Origin of the sequence: Pseudolysinimonas sp. (genome assembly GCF_051954455.1) — a bacterium.
GTDB lineage: Bacteria > Actinomycetota > Actinomycetes > Actinomycetales > Microbacteriaceae > Pseudolysinimonas.
Window position 1 is genome coordinate 116,156 of sequence record NZ_JBQCHS010000030.1, and the last position, 18,832, is coordinate 134,987.

The window sequence follows — 18,832 nt, forward strand, 5'->3', positions numbered from 1 at the left end:
GGCTGGTCGAAATCCGCGAGCACGGCGGTTCGGACGGGCTCGACCCCGCCTCGGTCACCCGCGGAGGCGCGTCCGGAGCTCCGCGAGCTGGGCGTGCAGCGCGTCCGGCACCCGGTCGCCGAAGGAGGCGAAGAACCGCTCCGCGTCGTCGGCCTCGGCGAGCCCGGCCTCCGCGTCGATCCGGAACAGCTCGGCGAGCGCGGCGTCGTCGACGCCGGACCCCTCGAGATCCAGCGCGCCCTCGGCCGGGATCCAGCCCACGGGGCTCGCGGCCGCGGCGGCCCGTCCCTCGACGCGCTCGAGGATCCAGGCGAGCACGCGCGCGTTGTCGCCGAACCCCGGCCACAGGAACGCGCCGCCGGCGTCCTTGCGGAACCAGTTGACCTGGAACACCCGCGGCACCCCGCCGGTGCCGCGCAGGCGCCGGCCGATCTCGAGCCAGTGGGACCAGTAGTCGGCCATGTTGTAGCCGCAGAAGGGGAGCATCGCGAACGGATCGCGCCGCAGCTCCCCGACGGTGCCCTCGGCGGCCGCCGTCCTCTCGGACGAGATCGTGGCGCCCATGAAGACGCCGTGCTCCCAATCCCGCGCCTCCGCCACCAGAGGCACGTTGGTCGCACGGCGACCGCCGAAGATGATCGCGTCGATGACGACGCCCCGCGGGTCGTCCCAGTTGTCCGAGATGGACGGCGACTGGGCGGCGCTCACGGTGAAGCGGGAGTTCGGATGCGCGGCGGGACGGCCGGACGCCGGCGTCCAGTGCTCGCCGGTCCAGTCGACGAGGTGGTCGGGCGCCCGGTCGGTGAGCCCCTCCCACCAGACGTCGCCGTCGTCGCGCACCGCGACGTTGGTGAAGATGGTGTTGCCCCAGAGCGTGTCGACGGCGGTCCGGTTGGTGCTGACGCCGGTGCCCGGCGCGACGCCGAAGAAGCCGGCCTCGGGGTTGATCGCGCGGAGCCGGCCGTCCGGCCCGACGGCGAGCCAGGCGATGTCGTCGCCGACGGTCTCGACCGTCCAGCCGGGGATCGTCGGCTGCAGCATCGCGAAGTTCGTCTTCCCGCAGGCGCTCGGGAACGCGGCGGCGACGTGGAACACGCGGCCGGACGGGTTGGTGACCTTGATGATGAGCATGTGCTCGGCGAGCCAGCCCTCGTCGCGCGCCATCACGCTGGCGATCCGCAGGGCGAACGCCTTCTTGGCGAGCAGCGCGTTGCCGCCGTACGCGGAGCCGAACGACCAGATCTCGCGGGTCTCCGGGAAGTGCGAGATGTACTTGACCGGATTGCAGGGCCACGCGACGTCGTCCTCGCCCTCGGCGAGCGGGGCGCCGACCGAGTGCGCGCACGGCACCCACTCGGTGTCGGGACCGATCTGCGCGAGCGCCTCGGCGCCCATCCGCGTCATGATGCCGGTCGACACGACGACGTAGGGGGAGTCGGTGACCTGCACGCCGATCCGCGACATCGGGCTGCCGATCGGGCCCATCGAGTAGGCGATGACGTACATGGTGCGGCCGCGCATCGAGCCCGCGAACAGCGGTTCGAGGGTCGCCCGCATCTCGTCGGGGGCGACCCAGTTGTTGGTGGGGCCGGCGTCCGCCTCGTTGGCGGAGCAGATGAACGTGCGCGATTCGACGCGGGCCACGTCGTCGGGGTGGCTGCGGGCCACGAAGCTGTAGGGGCGGTGCTCGGGGTTGACCTGGACGAGCGTGCCGCGCTCCACCATCCCGCGGATGAGCGCGTCCTGCTCGGCGCGCGACCCGTCGACCCAGACCACGCGGTCGGGCGTCGTCAGCGCGGCCATGCGCGAGACCCAGGCGGCCACGCCCGGATCGGTGCCGGCCGGGGCGGCCACGGGCGGGATCACGGGGATCGGCCCCGAGAGCGGAGCCGACGCGCCGGCGTCGGCTCGGGTGTCGTCGAGCAGGGTCATGTCGTCTCCTTCCGGCGATGGTGGCGGACCGCCTGGCAAGATCGGTGGTGTCTTCAAGGATCGGGCAAACAATGCGCGGTCGATTCGCCTTCCCCCGGAGAAGATCCCCGATTCTTTTCGTATAGTGACAACGTGAACGATCTTGCGACGCTCGGGCAGCGCATCCGCCACTTCCGCACCGCCGCGGGCCTGACGCTCGACCAGCTGGGCGAGAAGGCGGGCGTCGCGGCGAGCCAGCTCTCGCTGATGGAGAACGGCAAGCGCGAGCCCCGCCTGTCGCTGCTCGGCACCATCGCGGAGTCGGTGGGGGTCCCCGTCGCGACGCTGCTCGACCCCGCGCCGCCGACCGAGCGGGCCGCGCTCGAGATCGAGCTCGACAAGGCGCAGGCGAGCCCCGTGTACGCCGGCCTCGGGCTCCCGGCGCTGCGGGCGGGGCGCAGCATGTCCGACGAGACCCTGCGCGCGATCGTGGGGCTCCACCGGGAGCTCGCCCGGCGCTCGCGCGAGGCGATCGCCACGCCCGAGGAGGCGCGGCGCGCCAACACCGACATCCGCGCGTGGATGCGGGCGCGCGACAACCACCTGCCCGAGATCGAGGAGCTCGCGGAGGAGCAGCTGCGCCGCGTCGGGCATACGACCGGGGCCCTCCAGCACCGCGCCGTGCGACAGATGGCCGAGGGCCTCGGCTTCGAGCTCGTGCACGTCAACGACCTCCCGCACTCGACGCGGTCGGTCACCGACATCGAGAACGGCCGCATCTACCTGCCGCCGGCCTCGGTGCCGGGCGGCCACGGACTCCGCTCGATGGCGCTGCAGGCGATCGCGCACCGCCTGATGGCGCACGAGGCGCCGACCAGCTACGCCGAGTTCCTGCGCCAGCGCCTCGAGATCAACTACTTCGCCGCCGCGTGCCTCATGCCCCGCACGCAGGCGGTCGAGTTCCTCCGCCAGGCCAAGGCCGACCGCAACATCGCGGTCGAGGATTTCCGCGACGCGTTCGGCGTCACCCACGAGTCGGCGGCGCTGCGCTTCACCAATCTCGCGACGCCGTACCTCGGCATGACGTGGCACTTCCTGCGGGTGCGCGACGACGGAGCGGTGGCGAAGGCGTACGAGAACGACGGGCTGCGGCTCCCGGTCGACGTGACGGGGTCGACGGAGGGTGAGATCGTCTGCCGCATGTGGGCCGCGCGCCGGGCGTTCGACCGCACCAACCGGACCACGGAGTACTACCAGTACACCGACACCCCGGAGGGCACCTTCTTCGAGTCGACGCAGATCGGCACGAGCGCGAGCGACGAGTTCTCGATCACCCTCGGCGTGCCGTTCGCGGAGTCGAAGTGGTTCCGCGGGCGCGAGACCACGACGCGCGAGCGGTCGCTCTGCCCCGATCCGTCGTGCTGCCGCCGGCCGCCGGACGAGCTCGCGGAGCACTGGGCCGGCAAGGCGTGGACGAGCGCCAAGGTGCACGCGCACATCTTCTCGCCGCTGCCGTCGGGCACGTTCCCGGGGGTCGACGACCGGGAGCTCTACGAGTTCCTGGAGTCGCACGCCGCGAGCTGAGCGCCGGGGCCGTCCGTCGGGCTCAGCCGAGGGCGCGTGCCGCGTCCGCGCCGGCGGCCTCGAGCCACCGTGCCGGGTCGCGGAGCGCCGCGTCGACGGAGCCGCCCAGCTCCACGAGTGCGGCGCTCCAGCATCCCGGGTCCGCGTCGACGCGGCCCGCGATCACGCCCGCGCGGACCGCCGTACCCGCCGCCAGGGCGAGCGCGTTGCCCACGACCTTGCCGGTGCGGGAGGTCGCGTCGAACCGGCCCTCGCCGGTCAGCAGCACGTCGGCGTCGCGGACGGCGGTCGTGAGGCCGGTGAGCTCGGCGATCGCCGACGAGCCGGGTTCGAGCGTCGCGCCCCAGGCGGCGGCGAATCCGTACCCCGTGCCGCCCGCCGCTCCGGCTCCCGCGGCGGTCGGGTCGCCGCCGAGCAGCTCCGCGAAGCGCGCGAGAGCAGCGTCGAGATCGGCCACGTCGGCCTCGGAGGCGCCCTTCTGCGGTCCGAAGACGGCGGCCGCGCCGGTCGGGCCGAGGAGCGGCGCGGTGACGTCGCTCAGCAGCCGCACGCCGCCCGCCGGTGCGGGGCGCAGCCCCGAGAGGTCGAGCCGCGCGAGGCGGGCGAGCGCCGCCCCGCCGTGCGGGAGCTCCGCGCCGTCGGCGTCGAGGAGCCGCATCCCGAGGGCCGCGAGCGCGCCCGCGCCGCCGTCGGTCGAGGCCGACCCGCCGAGCCCGACGACGAGCCGCTCCGCCCCGTCGTCGAGAGCCCGCGCGATGATCTCCCCCAGCCCGCGGGTCGTCGCGCCGCGTGCGTCGGGAGAGGCCATGAGCGGCAGCCCCGAGGGTTGCGCGAGCTCCACGACCGCGGTCCCGTCGGGCAGCGCCAGCCAGTGCCCCTCGACGATCCGGCCGTCCGGGCCGGTCACCGGCCCGGCATCCGCGACCCGCGCGCCGGGCATCGCCGAGGCGATCGCGTCGAGCGTGCCCTCGCCGCCATCGGCCTGCGGGAGCAGCACGAGCTCGTCGCCGGGGCGGACCGCGACCCAGCCGCGGGCGATCGCCTCCGCGACGGGGGCGGCGTCGAGGGACCCCTTGAACGAGTCGGGAGCGATGATGACGCGGGTCATGCGGTCCTTCGTGTGCGGTGCGTCTGAGAGGATTCGAACCTCCGACACCTGCCTCCGGAGGGCAGTGCTCTATCCACTGAGCTACAGACGCGAGACCATCAGCCTACCGCGCTACGCGAGGGCGGCGATCACCGCGTCGACGAGCGTCTCCGCATCGCCCGGCTCGGCGAACTGCTGGGAGGTCATGACGACCCAGTACGAGCGGGCGAACACGATCGCGGTGCCGGAGCCGTCGGCCGCGCTGAAGTAGCCCTCGTCGGCGCCGGTGTAGGTGGGCACGAGCGTGCTCGACGCGACCGCCTGGTTCTTCAGCGACTCCAAGGTCGCGGGGTCGAGTTTCGCCACCGACAGGTCGATGACGTCGTTGCTGGTCTCGTTCTGCCACCGGCACGCGAGGCCCTTGTTCGCGACCGCTTGGGCGCCCGCGGTGCCGGCTTTCGGGGTGAAGGAGCTCAGAGCGACGAAGTTCGGGTTGTACGCGTAGACGGTGTCGGGGGAGAGGAGCTGCGCGCAGGTCCGGCCGACCGGGGCGGCGGTGACCGAGGCGGTCGGTGTGGGCACCGCGGAGGTCGTCGGCTCGGTCGCCGGGGGCGCCGAGGGGGTGGAGGTCCGGCTCCCCGACGGGGCCGGACTCGGCGTGCAGCCGGCCAGCGTCAGCGCGACGGCGACCAGGGCGACGGGCAGGGCGGAGCGGAGGCGGACCGGCATGGTCCGATCATCCCCGACAGCCCCGCCGCTGCCGCCCGGCTAGGCTGGTGCGTCGTGAATCCGGCCGAGCTCCAGGCGCTGCTGCTGCGCGTCGTCCGTCAGGTCGCGGGGTCGGAGGCCGAGGTCGCCGACGCCGCCGTGACCCTCGAGCGTCCGCGCGATCCCGCGCACGGCGATTGGGCCTCGAGCTTCGCGCTCAAGCTCGGCAAGGGGCTCGGACGGATCCCGCGCGAGTTCGCGACCGAGGTCGCCGGGCTGCTGGCGCAGGAGGACGGGATCGCGGCCGCCGAGGTCGCCGGCCCCGGCTTCGTCAACATCCGTCTCGACGCCGCCGCCGCGGGCGAGCTCGCACGCCGCATCGTCGACGAGGGCGAGGCGTACGGCCGCGGCGATCTCTACGCCGGCGTGACCATGAACCTCGAGTTCGTCTCCGCGAACCCGACCGGCCCGATCCACCTCGGCGGCACCCGCTGGGCCGCCGTCGGCGACAGCCTCGCGCGCATCTTCCAGGCGCAGGGCGGTCTCGTCACCCGCGAGTACTACTTCAACGACCACGGTTCGCAGATCGACCGATTCGCGCGCAGCCTGCTCGCCGCGCATCGTGGCGAGCCGGCGCCGGAGGACGGCTACGGCGGCGGCTACATCCTCGAGATCGCGGCGGCCGTCGAGGCCGACTACCCGGGCGACCTCGACGCGCTGCCGCGGGCCGAGCAGCAGGAGGTCTTCCGCGAGCTCGGCGTCGAGCGCATGTTCGGCGAGATCAAGGCGTCCCTGCACGAGTTCGGCGTCGACTTCGACGTCTACTTCCACGAGGACTCGCTGCACGAGTCGGGTGCGGTCGAGCACGCCATCGACCGGCTCCGCGAGCTGGGGCACATCTACGAGGCCCATGGCGCCACGTGGCTGCGCACGACCGAGTTCGGCGACGACAAGGACCGCGTCGTCATCAAGTCGGACGGCGAGGGCGCCTACATCTCGGGCGACCTGGCCTACTACCTCAACAAGCGCGAGCGCGGCTTCGAGCGGAACCTCATCATGCTCGGCGCCGACCACCACGGCTACGTGCAGCGCCTCATGGCGATGACGGCCGCGTTCGGCGACGTGCCCTACGTGAACCTCGAGATCCTGATCGGGCAGCTCGTCAACCTCCTGCGCGACGGCGAGGCGGTGCGCATGTCGAAGCGCAACGGCACGGTCGTCACGATGGAGGATCTCGTGGGCGCGATCGGCGTCGACGCGTCGCGCTACGCGCTCGTGCGCAGCTCCCTCGACTCCCCGATCGACATCGACCTCGGGCAGTGGTCGCGGAGGACGAACGACAACCCCGTCTTCTACGTGCAGTACGCGCACGCCCGCACCCGGGCGGTGTCCCGCAACGCGGAGCAATCGGGGGTCGACGCGTCCGAGTTCGACGCCTCGACGCTGACCCACCCGACCGAGTCGATCCTGCTCGGCGCGCTCGCCGACTACCCGCGCATCGTGCGCCAGGCGGCCGAGCTGCGCGAGCCGCACCGCGTCGCGCGCTTCCTCGAGGAGCTCGCCGGCAACTACCACCGCTGGTACGACTCAACCCGCGTCATCCCGCTCGGCGACGCCCCGGTGGAGTCCGTGCACCGCACGCGTCTGCGGCTCAACGATGCGACCGGCCAGGTGCTCCGCAACGGCCTGGGTCTTCTCGGCGTGAGCGCCCCCGACCGCATGTAGTCCCGCCCGCCCCGCCCGCGCTCTCAGGAGCGCCGGGCTCATCCCGTGCTCGGGGCCCCGTCTTGCTCACCGTGCGAAGTTCAGGATCCGCTGGCTCGCCGTGCGCATCCTCGACCCGACGCGCCGCGCGCACCTGAATTCTCGACGCGGAGCGCTCGGCGGGGCGGGACGCACCGGGGCGGCCCGGAAGCGGAACGCCGGGGCCCGGAGCGCGACGGGACTTCTCGGCGTGAGCGCATCCGGCCGCATGTAGCCTCGCCCCGTGAGCGAGGTCGACGCGGTCCGGATGCCGAGGAAGCGCCGACGGGCATGGCCGTGGGTGGTCCTCGTGCTGCTCGTGCTGCTGATCGTCGGCGTCGTCTTCGCGGGCGACGCGGTCGCCCGGCCGATCGCGCAGGAGGCCGTCGCGCAGAAGATGGCCTCGGCGCTTGGCGTCGCGCCGTCGGACCTGAAGGTCAGCTTCGCGGCGACGCCCCTGCCGATCCAGCTGCTCGACGGCAAGGTCGACACCGTCGACGTCTCCGCGCCGAACCTCACGCTCGGGCCCATCACCGGCGACGCGACCGTGCACGTGGAGCAGGTGCCGCTCGACACCTCGAAGCCGGTCGGCGACATGAGGATCACGCTCACCGTCGACCAGCAGCGGATCGGGAACCTGGCGACGAAATTCGACAGCGGAGGCATCCTCCAGACGCTCGACCTCCAGGCACCCAATGTGGTGGCGAACGGTCAGATCAGGGTGCTCGGCGCACCTGTCCCGATCGGCATCTCGATGACCCCCGGAGCTGTCGACGGCAAACTCGCATTCGCCCCCGCGGCCGTGCGGATCGGCGACCAGACGATCACGGTCGAGCAGCTGCACCAGTTCCCGCCGCTCCGGCAGTTCGCCGATGAACTGGGCTCCCAGCAGACCGTCTGCATCGCCGACCACCTTCCCGCCGCTGTGAAGGTGACCTCGGTGAAGGTCGTCGGCCAGGACCTCGTCGCCACCGCGACCGGGAGCGGCGCCGTGCTCTCCCAGCTCGGCACCAAGGGCACCTGCTGATGCCGGAGACGCCCGCCGACCCGGGCGGGTCGGTGCTGCCGTTCACGCCGATCCGCAACACCGTCTACGCGCCCGACGAGCTGTTCGCCGGGTTCGACCCGGACGATCCCGACAGCTACGCCGCGACGATGGACTTCGCCGCGTACCGCTGGTTCGTCGCGACCGGCCGCTCCACGCCGACGGACCCGTACCCGGCGATGATGCGGGCGCTGCACGACTCCTCGCTGACGCTCGACGTCGGGCGGCTGATCGCGGGGGAGCGGGTCGTCGGCATCATGGGCGGGCACCAGCTCCCGCGCACCTCCGACGAGTACCGCGCGGTCGCGGAGCTCGGCCGCGACCTCGCCCGCCGCGGGATGCTCGTGCTCAGCGGCGGCGGGCCCGGCGCGATGGAGGCCGCCCACCTCGGCGCGGCGCTCTCGCGGCACCCGCAGGCCGAGCTCGACTCCGCGATCTCGACCCTCGGGGCCGCGCCGACGATGCCGCGGATCCAGGGCATCGTGGCCCCGGATGGCCGGCCCGACGAGCGGCTGGTCCGCGCCGCGCACGACTGGATGGCGCCGGCGTGGACGATGAGCCGCGCCATCGTCGACCCGGCGCCGTCGCTCTCGATCCCGACCTGGCACTACGGCCACGAGCCGACCACGCCCTTCGCGACCCGCATCGCGAAGCTGTTCCAGAACTCCATCCGCGAGGACGGGCTGCTCACCGTCGCCACGCAGGGCATCGTCTTCACGGCGGGCAGCGCCGGGACCCTGCAGGAGGTCTTCCAGGACGCGGAGCAGAACTTCTACGCCCCGACGGCGGACGACTTCAGCCCGATGATCTTCCTGGGCCGCGACTACTGGACCCGGGTGCTGCCGGTCGCGTCGCTCGTCGACACGCTGTTCGCCACCGCGGAGCCGGTCGTGGCGCAGGAGCGCACGCGGCGCATCCTCGTGACCGACGACATCGACGAGGCGGTGGCGCACCTCGAGGCGTTCACCCCGGCCCGGTCCCGCCTCGCCCGCGTTCAGGGACCCCGTCATCCCTCGGTAAGCTGACTGGCGGTCTCAGGGGCCAATCCGGGCCCGCTCGCCTCACTCCGTCCTGTCGCCCTGTGAGGTCCCGTGTCCGCGAACCCGCTCGCGCCCGGTTGGCTCGTCCACCCGGACGACGCCAACGCGCTCGACGCGCGCGTCTGGCCGCGCGGCGCCCGCCGCGACGCCGACGGGGCGCTGACGCTCGCCGGCGTGCGGGCCGCCGAGCTGGCGCGGGAGTTCGGCACGCCGCTCTACGTGCTCGACGAGGACGACGCGCTCGGCCGTGCCGCGGAGATCCGTGACGCCTTCGCCGCGGCGTTCCCCGACGGCTCGCGGGTCTACTACGCGGGCAAGGCGTTCCTCAGCATCGAGGTCGCGCGCTGGATGGCGGATGCCGGCCTCGGCATCGACGTCGCCTCCGGCGGCGAGCTCGCCGTCGCGCTCGCCGCGGGCGTCGATCCGGCGCGGCTCGGCCTGCACGGCAACAACAAGAGCTCCTCCGAGATCGACCGCGCGGTCGGGGTCGGAGTGGGCGCGATCGTCCTGGACAGCGTGGTCGAGGTCGAACGTGTCGCCGAGGCCGCCCGCCGCCACGGCGTGGTGCAGGACGTGCGTCTGCGCATCAACTCGGGCGTGCACGCGTCGACGCACGAGTACCTGGCGACGGCCCGAGAGGATCAGAAGTTCGGCATCCCGATCGCCGACGCCGCCGAGGTGGTCGCCGGCATCCGCGACCGGCCGGAGCTTCGCTTCCTCGGCCTCCACTCGCACATCGGCTCGCAGATCTTCGAGTCGGCGGGCTTCGGCGAGGCGGCGCGCCGCCTGCTCGAGCTGCACGCCGCCCTCCTCACCGGGGGCGACGTCCCCGAGCTGAACCTCGGCGGCGGCTTCGGCATCGCCTACACGGGCGCCGACGAGGTGGTGCCGATCGCGACGATCGCGGCCGAGCTCGCGCGTGTCGTGACGGGGGAGTGCGCCCGGCTCGGCATCCCGGTGCCGCGCATCGCGATCGAGCCGGGGCGGGTCGTCATCGGCCCGTCGACCGTGACGCTGTACGAGGTCGGCACGATCAAGGACGTCCTGGTCACGGCCGACAACGGCGGCAGCGCCGTGCGCCGCTACGTAAGCGTCGACGGCGGGATGAGCGACAACGTCCGGCCCGCGCTCTACGCGGCCGACTACACGGTGCGGATCGCGAACCGGCGCTCCGACGCCGACCCGGCGCTCGTGCGCGTGGCCGGCAAGCACTGCGAGTCGGGCGACATCGTCGTGCGCGCCGACTACCTGCCGGGTGACGTGCGCCCGGGCGATCTGCTCGCGGTCCCCGCGACCGGCGCCTATTGCTGGTCGCTCGCGAGCAATTACAACTACCTCGGCCGCCCCGCGGTCGTGGCCGTGAAGGACGGCGCCGCCCGCGCGATCGTGCGGCGCGAGACGGAGGACGACCTGTTGTCACGCGACCTGGCCCCGCGATCCGATCGACGGAGCCGCGCATGATCGAGTACCGCGACCTCCGCATCGCGATCCTCGGGGCCGGCTCGGTCGGCGCCCAGGTCGCGCGCCTGCTGCTCGAGAACCGGCAGGAGCTCTCCGACCGCGTCGGCGCCGGCCTCGAACTCGTCGGTATCGCCGTACGCGACCTCGACGCACCGCGCACCGCGGAGCTGCCGCACGAGCTCCTCACCACCGACGCGCGCTCGCTCATCCTGGGCGCCGACATCGTGATCGAGCTGATGGGCGGACTCGAGCCCGCCCGGGAGTACCTCGAGCTCGCCCTCACCTCCGGCGCCGACGTCATCACCGCCAACAAGGCGCTCCTCGCGACCCACGGCCCCGAGCTGTTCGAGATCGCGGAGCAGGTCGGCGCGCAGCTGTACTACGAGGCGGCGGTCGGCGGCGCGATCCCGATCATCCGGCCGCTCCGCGACAGCCTCGCGGGCGACCGGGTGCACCGCATCCTCGGCATCGTCAACGGCACCACCAACTACATCCTCGACCGCATGGACACGGAGGGCGACTCGCTCGACGAGGCGCTCGCCGAGGCCACCCGGCTCGGCTATGCGGAGGCCGACCCGACCGCCGACATCGGCGGCTTCGACGCGGCGCACAAGGCTGCGATCCTGGCGAGCCTCGCGTTCCATACGACCGTGCCGCTCGACGCCGTCTACCGCGAGGGCATCGAGCACGTCACCCATGCGCAGGTGGAGGGGGCGAAGGCGGCCGGGTACGTCGTCAAGCTGCTGGCGGTGTGCGAGCGGCTGACGGATCCGGAGACCGGCGTCGAGGGCGTCGCGGCCCGCGTCCACCCGGCCCTCGTGCCGGCGACCCACCCGCTCGCGGCGGTGCGCGGCGTGAACAACGCCGTCTACGTCGAGGCGGAGGCGGCCGGCCCGCTGATGTTCTACGGCGCCGGCGCCGGCGGTGTGCAGACCGCGTCGGCCGTGCTCGGCGACCTCGTCTCCGCCGCCCGCCGTCACGTGATCGGCGGCCCCGGGATCACGGAGCCGACCCAGAGCGAGGTCCCGGTCCTCCCGATCGCGAGCGTCGTCACCCGCTACCAGATCACCCTGCAGGTGGCCGACCGTCCCGGCGTGCTCGCGACGATCGCGACGATGTTCAGCGACCACGGCGTCTCGGTGGAGGCGGTCCAGCAGTCGGTCCCGCAGGATGCGGCCGGGCAGGGGGAGCACGCCGCCACCGCTACCCTGGTGATCGGCACCCACCGAGCGACCGAGGCGGCGCTCGCGGCGACCGTCGAGGCCCTCGAGGCCGGCGACGTGGTCGTCGAGGTGACGAGCGTGCTGCGAGTAGAGGGTCTGTAACGCATGGCGCAGGAGCGGTTCTGATGGCACAGTGGCGCGGCGTCCTCCGCGAGTACGCGGACCGGCTCGACGTGACGGACGCGACGCCCGTCGTCACGCTCGGCGAGGGCGGCACCCCGCTCATCCCGGCCCCGGCGCTCGAGCGCCGCACGGGCGCGAAGGTCTGGGTCAAGTTCGAGGGCATGAATCCGACGGGATCCTTCAAGGACCGCGGCATGACGATGGCCGTCTCCAAGGCGGTCGAGCGCGGCGCCCAGGCGATCATCTGCGCCTCCACCGGCAACACCTCCGCCTCCGCCGCCGCGTACGCGACGCACGCGGGCATCACGGCCGCCGTTCTCGTCCCCGAGGGCAGGATCGCGATGGGCAAGCTCGCGCAGGCGATCGCCCACGGCGCGGAGCTCATCCAGATCCGCGGCACCTTCGACGATGCGCTCGAGATCGCGCGCGAGCTCGCCGACGGCTACCCCGTGCACCTGGTCAACTCGGTCAACAACGACCGCATCGAGGGCCAGAAGACGGCCGCGTTCGAGGTCGTCGAGGTGCTCGGCGACGCCCCCGACTTCCACTTCATCCCGGTCGGCAACGCGGGCAACTACACCGCGTACACGCGCGGCTACCGCGAGGACCTCGCCGCGGGCGCGTCCACGCGCATGCCCCGCATGTTCGGCTTCCAGGCCGAGGGCTCGGCGCCGATCATTCGCGGCGAGGTCGTCAAGGACCCGGACACGATCGCCAGCGCGATCCGCATCGGCAACCCCGCCTCCTGGCGTCTCGCGCTCGAGGCCCGCGACGAGACGGGCGGCCACTTCGGCGCGATCAGCGACGCCAAGATCCTCGAGGCGCACCGCATCCTCTCCTCCGAGGTCGGCATCTTCGTCGAGCCGGCCTCGGCCATCAGCGTGGCGGGGCTCCTCGAGCGCGCGGAGGCCGGGGTCATCCCGGCCGGGTCGACCTGCGTGCTGACGGTCACGGGCCACGGCCTCAAGGACCCGCAGTGGGCTCTCCGTACCCCCGACGGCGCCGACGTCCAGCCCACCGTCGTCGACGCCGAGACCTCCGCGGTCGCCGACGTGCTGGGCCTCGCGGTGCCCGCGTGACCCCAGCGGCGGCCGGGAGCGGGTCGGCGGTCCCGGTCGGGCGCGCCGTCCACGTCAAGGTCCCCGCGACCACCGCGAACCTCGGCCCCGGCTTCGACACGCTCGGACTCGCCCTCTCGCTCTACAACGAGCTCGACGTCGAGGTGCTGCCGACCCACGGGCTCGAGATCGCGGTCGAGGGGATCGGCGCCGAGGACGTGCCGACCGACACCTCGAACCTCGTCGTCCGTTCGCTCGCGCACGCGTTCGCGTGGGCCGGGGTCGAGCTGCCGGGGCTGCGGCTCACGGCGCGCGACGCCATCCCGCACGGGCGCGGGATGGGCTCCTCCGGCGCCGCGATCGTCGCCGGGATCATGGCCGCCAAGGGCCTGCTGGACGGGATCGTGGAGATCGACGCGAGCCGGGCGCTCGCCCTCGCGACCGAGCTGGAGGGCCATCCCGACAACGTCGCGCCGGCCCTGTTCGGCAGCCTCACCATCGCATGGATGACCCCGGACGGCCCGCAGCACAAGCGCCTCATGGTGCACCGGGGCGTCTCGCCGCTCGTGGCCGTGCCGGCCGGGACGATGTCGACGGCCCTCGCCCGCAGCCTCCAGCCGCAGTCCGTGCCGCACGAGGACGCGATCTTCAACGTGTCGCGATCGGCCCTGCTCATCGCCGCGCTCATCCAGAGCCCCGAGCTCCTGCTCGCCGCGACCGAGGACAAGCTGCATCAGAGCTACCGCGCGGGGGCGATGCCGGAGACCGACCGTCTCATCCGCCTGCTGCGGGAGCACGGCCTCGCCGCCGTCGTCTCGGGCGCCGGCCCGTCGATCCTCGTGCTCGGCAGCGACCCCGCCCAGCGCCTGCGCGCCGCCGACCTCATCGAGGAGCACGCCGAGACGCCCTGGGAGTCGCTGCTGCTCGCCGTCGACTTCCGCGGTGCTACAGTGGTGCCGCACTCGACGCACGCCGCGGCCTGACCCGGCGGACGGCTTCGGGTCGCACTTCCCACCGGCACCCGCCACCTGCGGCACGTTCCTGCGTGCACGGGGCGGGGGCCTGATCCCCGGGCTGGAATTCTGCGCCCGGGTTGAAAGGACCATCCCGTCGTGACCGACACCCGCGCGGAGCTCTCGCGCATGCGTCTCGCCGAACTGCAGGCCCTTGCGGCCGAACGCGGCATCGTCGGCGTCAAGCAGCTTCGAAAAGGAGAACTCGTGGACACTCTCGCCCAGAACGAGAACGAGGACAGCGCCACCACCACCGACCAGTCCGCCGAGGGCGCCGAGCTCGCGGCCCCGGCCGCGGACGCGCTGATCGAGCCCGCCGAGGCCCCGGCCGAGGAGATCCCGCTGCCGGAGCCGGCCGCTCCCGCCGAGGAGTCCGCGGCCGTCGCCGACGACACCGTGCCCGCGCCCCGCCGCCGCTCGCGCCGCGTCTCGGCCAGCACCGCCGCGGCCGCCGAACTCGCCGCCGAGGGCGACGCCGCCCGCGCCGCCGCGGTCGCCGACGCCGAGGCCGCCGCGGCCTCCGAGCTCCCGGTCGACGAGGCGCCCGCTGAGGGTGCCGCGCCCGAGCTGCCGATCGACCTCGACAGCCTCCTGCCCGAGGTCACCTCCGGCAACGACGAGGGCGAGGAGGGCCGCTCGAGCGGTCGTCGCCGCCGCAACCGGGGAGGCCAGAACAAGGGCCAGAACGCCGACGGCCAGAACGGCGGAGGCCAGAACCCGGGCGCCCAGAACGGCAACGGCGGCCAGCAGAGCCAGGGCGCGCAGAACCAGAACGGCGGCCAGGGTCAGAACGGCGGCCAGAACCAGAACGGCGGCCAGGGCCAGAACGCCCAGAACCAGAACGCCGAGGACGGCGAGGGCCGCGGGCGCGGCCGCTACCGCGACCGCAAGCGCGGGCGCGGCGGCCAGAACGACGAGATCGAGCCCGAGATCAGCGACGACGACGTCCTGATCCCGGTCGCCGGCATCCTCGACGTGCTCGACAATTACGCCTTCGTGCGCACGACCGGCTACCTGCCCGGCCCGAGCGACGTCTACGTCTCGCTCGGCCAGGTCAAGAAGTACAACCTGCGCAAGGGCGACGCCGTCGTCGGCGCGATCCGCCAGCCGCGCGAGGGCGAGCAGCCCTCCAGCCGCCAGAAGTACAACGCGATCGTCAAGATCGACTCGGTCAACGGGCTGCCCGTCGACCAGGCCGGCGAGCGTGTCGAGTTCGGCAAGCTGACCCCGATCTACCCGAACGAGCGTCTGCGCCTCGAGACGACGCCGGAGAAGCTCTCGACCCGGATCATCGACCTCATCGCGCCGATCGGCAAGGGTCAGCGCGGTCTCATCGTCGCGCCGCCCAAGGCCGGCAAGACGCTCATCCTCCAGGCCATCGCCAAGGCCATCGCGGTGAACAACCCCGAGGTCCACATCATGGTGGTCCTCGTGGACGAGCGCCCCGAGGAGGTCACCGACATGCAGCGGTCGGTCAAGGGCGAGGTCATCGCCTCGACCTTCGACCGCCCCGCCGAGGACCACACGACCGTCGCGGAGCTCGCGATCGAGCGCGCCAAGCGCCTCGTCGAGCTCGGCAACGACGTCGTCGTGCTGCTCGACTCGATCACCCGCCTCGGCCGCGCCTACAACCGGGCGTCGCCGGCCTCCGGCCGCATCCTCTCGGGCGGCGTCGACGCGTCGGCGCTGTACCCGCCGAAGCGCTTCTTCGGCGCCGCGCGCAACATCGAGGGCGGCGGCTCGCTGACCATCCTCGCGACCGCGCTCGTGGAGACCGGCTCGAAGATGGATGAGGTGATCTTCGAGGAGTTCAAGGGCACCGGCAACTCGGAGCTGCGCCTCTCGCGCCAGCTCGCCGACAAGCGCATCTTCCCGGCGGTCGACATCTACGCGTCGAGCACCCGCCGCGAGGAGGAGCTGCTCTCGGCTGACGAGGTCAAGATCACCTGGCGCCTGCGCCGCGCGCTGGCCGGGCTCGAGCTGCAGCAGCAGCTCGAGGTCGTGCTCGGCAAGCTCAAGGAGACGAGCTCGAACACCGAGTTCCTCGTGCAGATCCAGAACTCGCTGCCGCAGAACGGCCACCGCGAGGGCAACGGCCACGGCGGCGCCGCGCACAACACCAAGGAGTAGGCGGTGTTCGAATCGGTCCAGGGGCTGCTGGCCGAGCTCGAACAGCTGCAGGAGCAGCTCGCCGACCCGGCCATCCACGCGGATGCCGGGCGGGCGAAGCGTGTCAACCGCCGGTACGCGGAGCTGAGCCAGATCGCCGCGGCGTACACGGCGTGGACGCAGGCGGGCGACGACCTCGAGGCGGCGCGCGAACTCGCCAAGGAGGACCCGGCGTTCGCCGAGGAGGTGCCGTCGCTCGAGGAGGGCCGCGCCGCTGCCGAGGAGAAGCTGCGGCGCCTGCTGATCCCGCGCGATCCCGATGACGGCCGCGACGTGATCCTCGAGATCAAGGGCGGAACGGGCGGCGAGGAGGCGGCCCTGTTCGCCGCCGATCTGCTGCGGATGTACCTCAGGTACGCCGACTCGAAGGGCTGGAAGACCGAGCTGCTCGAGCAGGACCAGACCGACCTCGGCGGCTACACCAACGTGCAGGTCGCGGTGAAGGGCTCCTCCACCGATCCGGCGCAGGGCGTGTGGGCGCACCTCAAGTACGAGGGCGGCGTGCACCGCGTGCAGCGCGTGCCGGTCACGGAGTCGCAGGGCCGCATCCAGACCTCGACCGCGGGCGTGCTCGTGTTCCCCGAGGTGGACGAGCCCGAGGAGATCCACATCGACCCGAACGAGCTGCGGATCGACGTCTTCCGCTCGTCGGGGCCGGGCGGCCAGAGCGTCAACACCACCGACTCCGCGGTGCGCATCACCCACATCCCGACGGGCATCGTCGTGTCGATGCAGAACGAGAAATCGCAGATCCAGAACCGCGAGGCCGGTATGCGCGTGCTGCGCGCGCGGCTGCTCGCGCGGCAGCAGGAGGAGCTGGCGGCGGCGGAGGCCGACGCGCGGCACTCCCAGATCCGCGGCATGGACCGCTCGGAGCGGATCCGCACCTACAACTTCCCGGAGAACCGGATCGCCGACCACCGCTCCGACTACAAGGCCTACAACCTCGACCAGGTCATGAACGGCGCGCTGGAGCCGGTGGTGCAGTCCCTCATCCAGATGGACGAGCAGGAGCGCCTCGCGGCCCTGGGCGGCGAGTGAGCGGGCCGAGCAGCGGCGAAGCCGCGCATCGAGACCTCCGCGCGCAGCTCCGCGACGCTGTCGCGACCCTCGCGGCCGCCGGCATCCCCACCCCGGATGCCGACGCGGAGCTCCTCCTCGGCCACGTGCTCGGCCTCTCCCGCGGCGCCGTGCAGGCGCGCGCCGTCGCGGGCGCCGAGCTGACGCCGGAGCAGGCCGCCGAGCTCGCCGCGCTCCTCGCCCGCCGCGCCGCCCGCGAGCCGCTCCAGCACCTCACCGGGCACGCCCCGTTCCGCTCGCTCGACCTGCTCGTCGGCCCCGGCGTCTTCGTGCCCCGGCCCGAGACCGAGTCGGTCGCGCAGGTCGCGATCGACGCGCTCCAGGCGGTCGCCGCCGCCGAACCGGTCGCGGTCGATCTCGGCACGGGCTCCGGCGCGATCGCGCTCGCCCTCGCCACCGAGGTGCCGCACGCCCGCGTCGTCGGCGTCGAGCGCTCACCCGAGGCCTTCGCGTGGGCGGAGCGCAACCGGGAGCACGTGGGCGCCGAGAACGCGACCATCGTCCTCGGCGATCTGGCCGATGCGCTCCCGGAGCTCGCCGGCGCCGTCGACGTCGTCGTCTCGAACCCGCCCTACATCCCGGACGAGGCGATCCCGCGCGACCCCGAGGTCCGGCTCCACGACCCCGTGCTCGCGCTCTACGGCGGGTCGGACGGGCTCGACGTCGTGCGCGTCATCTCGCGGCGGGCGCAGGAGCTGCTGCGGCCGGGCGGGGCGCTCGTGCTCGAGCACGGCGAGCTGCAGGGCGCGGCGATCCGTGAGCTGCTCACCGCCGACGGCTGGCGCGCCGCGGCGACGACGCGCGACCTCCTCGGTCGCGACCGCACGACGACGGCGCTGTGCTAGCCGATGCGCCGCCGCTCCTGCGGCGCACGCCGCTCCGCGGTACGAGCGCGGTCGCCCCGCTCCGCCGGCCCTAGGCCCGGGTGTCGCGGTCTCGATGCGCCGCTGCGCGGCTACTCGACCCGCTCGCCGGCGAACGACTCGATCGCCGCGACGAGCGCCGGCGCGTCCGTGAAACGGTGCGCCGTGATGCCGACGGAGGCGGCACCCGCCACGTTCTCCTCCAGGTCGTCGGCGAAGAAGACGTCCCCGGGCTCCCGCCCGTACGCGTCGAGCACCGCCCGGAACACCGCCGGGTCCGGCTTCCGCGCCCCGTAGAAGCTCGAGGTGTGCAGCTCCGCGCCGAAGAGCGGCGCGATCTCGGGCGCGAGGGTCGCGAGGTGCGCCTCCACGAGCGGGCCGTTGTTGGTGAGCAGCGCGACCTCCCCGAGTTCCGCGGCGCGGCGCACCGCGGCGAACGACGCGGGCCAGGGCGTCATGGCGGCGCGACGGATGCGCAGCCAGTCCTCGACCGGCACCGGCACGCCCATCGCGGCCTCGAACGCCGCGTGGTACTCGGCTGCGGAGGCGTGCCCGCCGGCCTCCGCGCGCCACTCGCCGTCCTCGTGCCACCAGCGCCGACGCAGCTCCGCGAGGTCGTATCCGGTGAGCTCGCCGAGCAGGCGCATCCGCACCCGCCAGTCGTACCGGTACAGGACGTCGTCCATGTCGAAGACGAAGAGGAGGGAGCCCATGGCCACCCCAG

The 18,832-nt window shown here is 73.2% G+C and carries 15 protein-coding genes and 1 tRNA gene; 11 read left to right on the forward strand and 5 right to left on the reverse strand.

Annotated elements, in window-relative coordinates:
- Window positions 1–54: 54 nt before the first annotated feature.
- Window positions 55–1,932 carry a phosphoenolpyruvate carboxykinase (GTP) gene (locus tag ACTHM3_RS13285; protein WP_440406601.1) on the reverse strand — a complete coding sequence of 626 codons (1,878 nt, stop codon included), beginning with the start codon at window positions 1,930–1,932 and terminating at the stop codon, window positions 55–57.
- A 132-nt stretch (window positions 1,933–2,064) separates the two neighbouring features.
- On the opposite strand from ACTHM3_RS13285, the gene ACTHM3_RS13290 reads away from it, so the two are divergent.
- Complete coding sequence (locus tag ACTHM3_RS13290; RefSeq protein ID WP_440406603.1) at window positions 2,065–3,495, forward strand: helix-turn-helix domain-containing protein; 1,431 nt, start codon at window positions 2,065–2,067, stop codon at window positions 3,493–3,495.
- Between the two features lie 22 nt (window positions 3,496–3,517).
- Here the strand turns inward: ACTHM3_RS13290 and ACTHM3_RS13295 are convergent, their stop codons facing one another.
- The 3 genes from ACTHM3_RS13295 to ACTHM3_RS13305 form a co-directional block, all read right to left on the reverse strand.
- The gene (locus ACTHM3_RS13295; protein WP_440406605.1) at window positions 3,518–4,603 is read right to left on the reverse strand and encodes a glycerate kinase; all 1,086 of its coding nucleotides are present in this window, start codon (window positions 4,601–4,603) and stop codon (window positions 3,518–3,520) included.
- An 18-nt stretch (window positions 4,604–4,621) separates the two neighbouring features.
- Window positions 4,622–4,694, reverse strand: a tRNA-Arg gene (locus tag ACTHM3_RS13300).
- A gap of 20 nt (window positions 4,695–4,714) precedes the next feature.
- Window positions 4,715–5,311, reverse strand: a complete 597-nt coding sequence (locus tag ACTHM3_RS13305) for an arginyl-tRNA synthetase (protein WP_440406607.1) — start codon at window positions 5,309–5,311, stop codon at window positions 4,715–4,717.
- A 54-nt stretch (window positions 5,312–5,365) separates the two neighbouring features.
- Between ACTHM3_RS13305 and argS the strand changes: the two genes are divergently transcribed.
- The 10 genes from argS (at window position 5,366) to prmC (ending at window position 18,090) form a co-directional block, all read left to right on the forward strand.
- Window positions 5,366–7,015, forward strand: coding sequence for an arginine--tRNA ligase (argS, locus tag ACTHM3_RS13310; RefSeq protein ID WP_440406608.1), 1,650 nt, complete (start codon window positions 5,366–5,368; stop codon window positions 7,013–7,015).
- Between the two features lie 262 nt (window positions 7,016–7,277).
- The gene (locus ACTHM3_RS13315) at window positions 7,278–8,060 is read left to right on the forward strand and encodes an LmeA family phospholipid-binding protein (protein WP_440406609.1); all 783 of its coding nucleotides are present in this window, start codon (window positions 7,278–7,280) and stop codon (window positions 8,058–8,060) included.
- On the forward strand, window positions 8,060–9,103 hold the full coding sequence (locus ACTHM3_RS13320) for an LOG family protein (RefSeq protein WP_440406611.1): 1,044 nt from the start codon (window positions 8,060–8,062) through the stop codon (window positions 9,101–9,103). The genes ACTHM3_RS13315 and ACTHM3_RS13320 overlap by 1 nt, the downstream gene beginning before the upstream one ends.
- Window positions 9,104–9,169: 66 nt before the next feature.
- Complete coding sequence (lysA, locus tag ACTHM3_RS13325) at window positions 9,170–10,579, forward strand: diaminopimelate decarboxylase (protein WP_440406612.1); 1,410 nt, start codon at window positions 9,170–9,172, stop codon at window positions 10,577–10,579.
- Window positions 10,576–11,904: a homoserine dehydrogenase gene (locus ACTHM3_RS13330; protein ID WP_440406613.1), complete on the forward strand. Its 1,329-nt coding sequence runs from the start codon at window positions 10,576–10,578 to the stop codon at window positions 11,902–11,904. The genes lysA and ACTHM3_RS13330 overlap by 4 nt, the downstream gene beginning before the upstream one ends.
- 23 nt (window positions 11,905–11,927) lie before the next feature.
- Window positions 11,928–13,004, forward strand: a complete 1,077-nt coding sequence (gene thrC / locus ACTHM3_RS13335; RefSeq protein ID WP_440406614.1) for a threonine synthase — start codon at window positions 11,928–11,930, stop codon at window positions 13,002–13,004.
- Window positions 13,001–13,966, forward strand: coding sequence for a homoserine kinase (gene thrB / locus ACTHM3_RS13340; protein WP_440406616.1), 966 nt, complete (start codon window positions 13,001–13,003; stop codon window positions 13,964–13,966). The genes thrC and thrB overlap by 4 nt, the downstream gene beginning before the upstream one ends.
- Before the next feature lie 159 nt (window positions 13,967–14,125).
- A complete protein-coding gene (gene rho, locus ACTHM3_RS13345; RefSeq protein ID WP_440406640.1) occupies window positions 14,126–16,126 on the forward strand; it encodes a transcription termination factor Rho in 2,001 nt (666 codons plus the stop codon).
- Window positions 16,127–16,129: 3 nt separating this feature from the next.
- Window positions 16,130–17,206 carry a peptide chain release factor 1 gene (prfA, locus tag ACTHM3_RS13350; RefSeq protein ID WP_440406617.1) on the forward strand — a complete coding sequence of 359 codons (1,077 nt, stop codon included), beginning with the start codon at window positions 16,130–16,132 and terminating at the stop codon, window positions 17,204–17,206.
- Window positions 17,203–18,090 (forward strand): peptide chain release factor N(5)-glutamine methyltransferase, encoded by an 888-nt coding sequence (gene prmC, locus ACTHM3_RS13355; protein WP_440406619.1) that lies wholly within the window; start codon window positions 17,203–17,205, stop codon window positions 18,088–18,090. Before prfA ends, prmC begins: the two co-directional genes overlap by 4 nt.
- Window positions 18,091–18,200: 110 nt before the next feature.
- Here prmC and ACTHM3_RS13360 read toward each other — a convergent pair whose 3' ends face one another.
- Window positions 18,201–18,821 (reverse strand): HAD-IA family hydrolase, encoded by a 621-nt coding sequence (locus ACTHM3_RS13360; protein WP_440406621.1) that lies wholly within the window; start codon window positions 18,819–18,821, stop codon window positions 18,201–18,203.
- Between the last annotated feature and the right edge of the window lie 11 nt (window positions 18,822–18,832).

What these genes read in the sequence shown, in the direction of transcription:
- ACTHM3_RS13285 (WP_440406601.1), bottom strand. Translation starts at nt 1,932, where the DNA reads ATGACCCTGCTCGACGACACCCGAGCCGACGCCGGCGCGTCGGCTCCG.
- ACTHM3_RS13295 (WP_440406605.1), bottom strand. Translation starts at nt 4,603, where the DNA reads ATGACCCGCGTCATCATCGCTCCCGACTCGTTCAAGGGGTCCCTCGAC.
- ACTHM3_RS13305 (WP_440406607.1), bottom strand. Translation starts at nt 5,311, where the DNA reads ATGCCGGTCCGCCTCCGCTCCGCCCTGCCCGTCGCCCTGGTCGCCGTC.
- ACTHM3_RS13320 (WP_440406611.1), top strand. Translation starts at nt 8,060, where the DNA reads ATGCCGGAGACGCCCGCCGACCCGGGCGGGTCGGTGCTGCCGTTCACG.
- ACTHM3_RS13330 (WP_440406613.1), top strand. Translation starts at nt 10,576, where the DNA reads ATGATCGAGTACCGCGACCTCCGCATCGCGATCCTCGGGGCCGGCTCG.
- thrC (WP_440406614.1), top strand. Translation starts at nt 11,928, where the DNA reads ATGGCACAGTGGCGCGGCGTCCTCCGCGAGTACGCGGACCGGCTCGAC.
- rho (WP_440406640.1), top strand. Translation starts at nt 14,126, where the DNA reads ATGCGTCTCGCCGAACTGCAGGCCCTTGCGGCCGAACGCGGCATCGTC.
- ACTHM3_RS13360 (WP_440406621.1), bottom strand. Translation starts at nt 18,821, where the DNA reads ATGGGCTCCCTCCTCTTCGTCTTCGACATGGACGACGTCCTGTACCGG.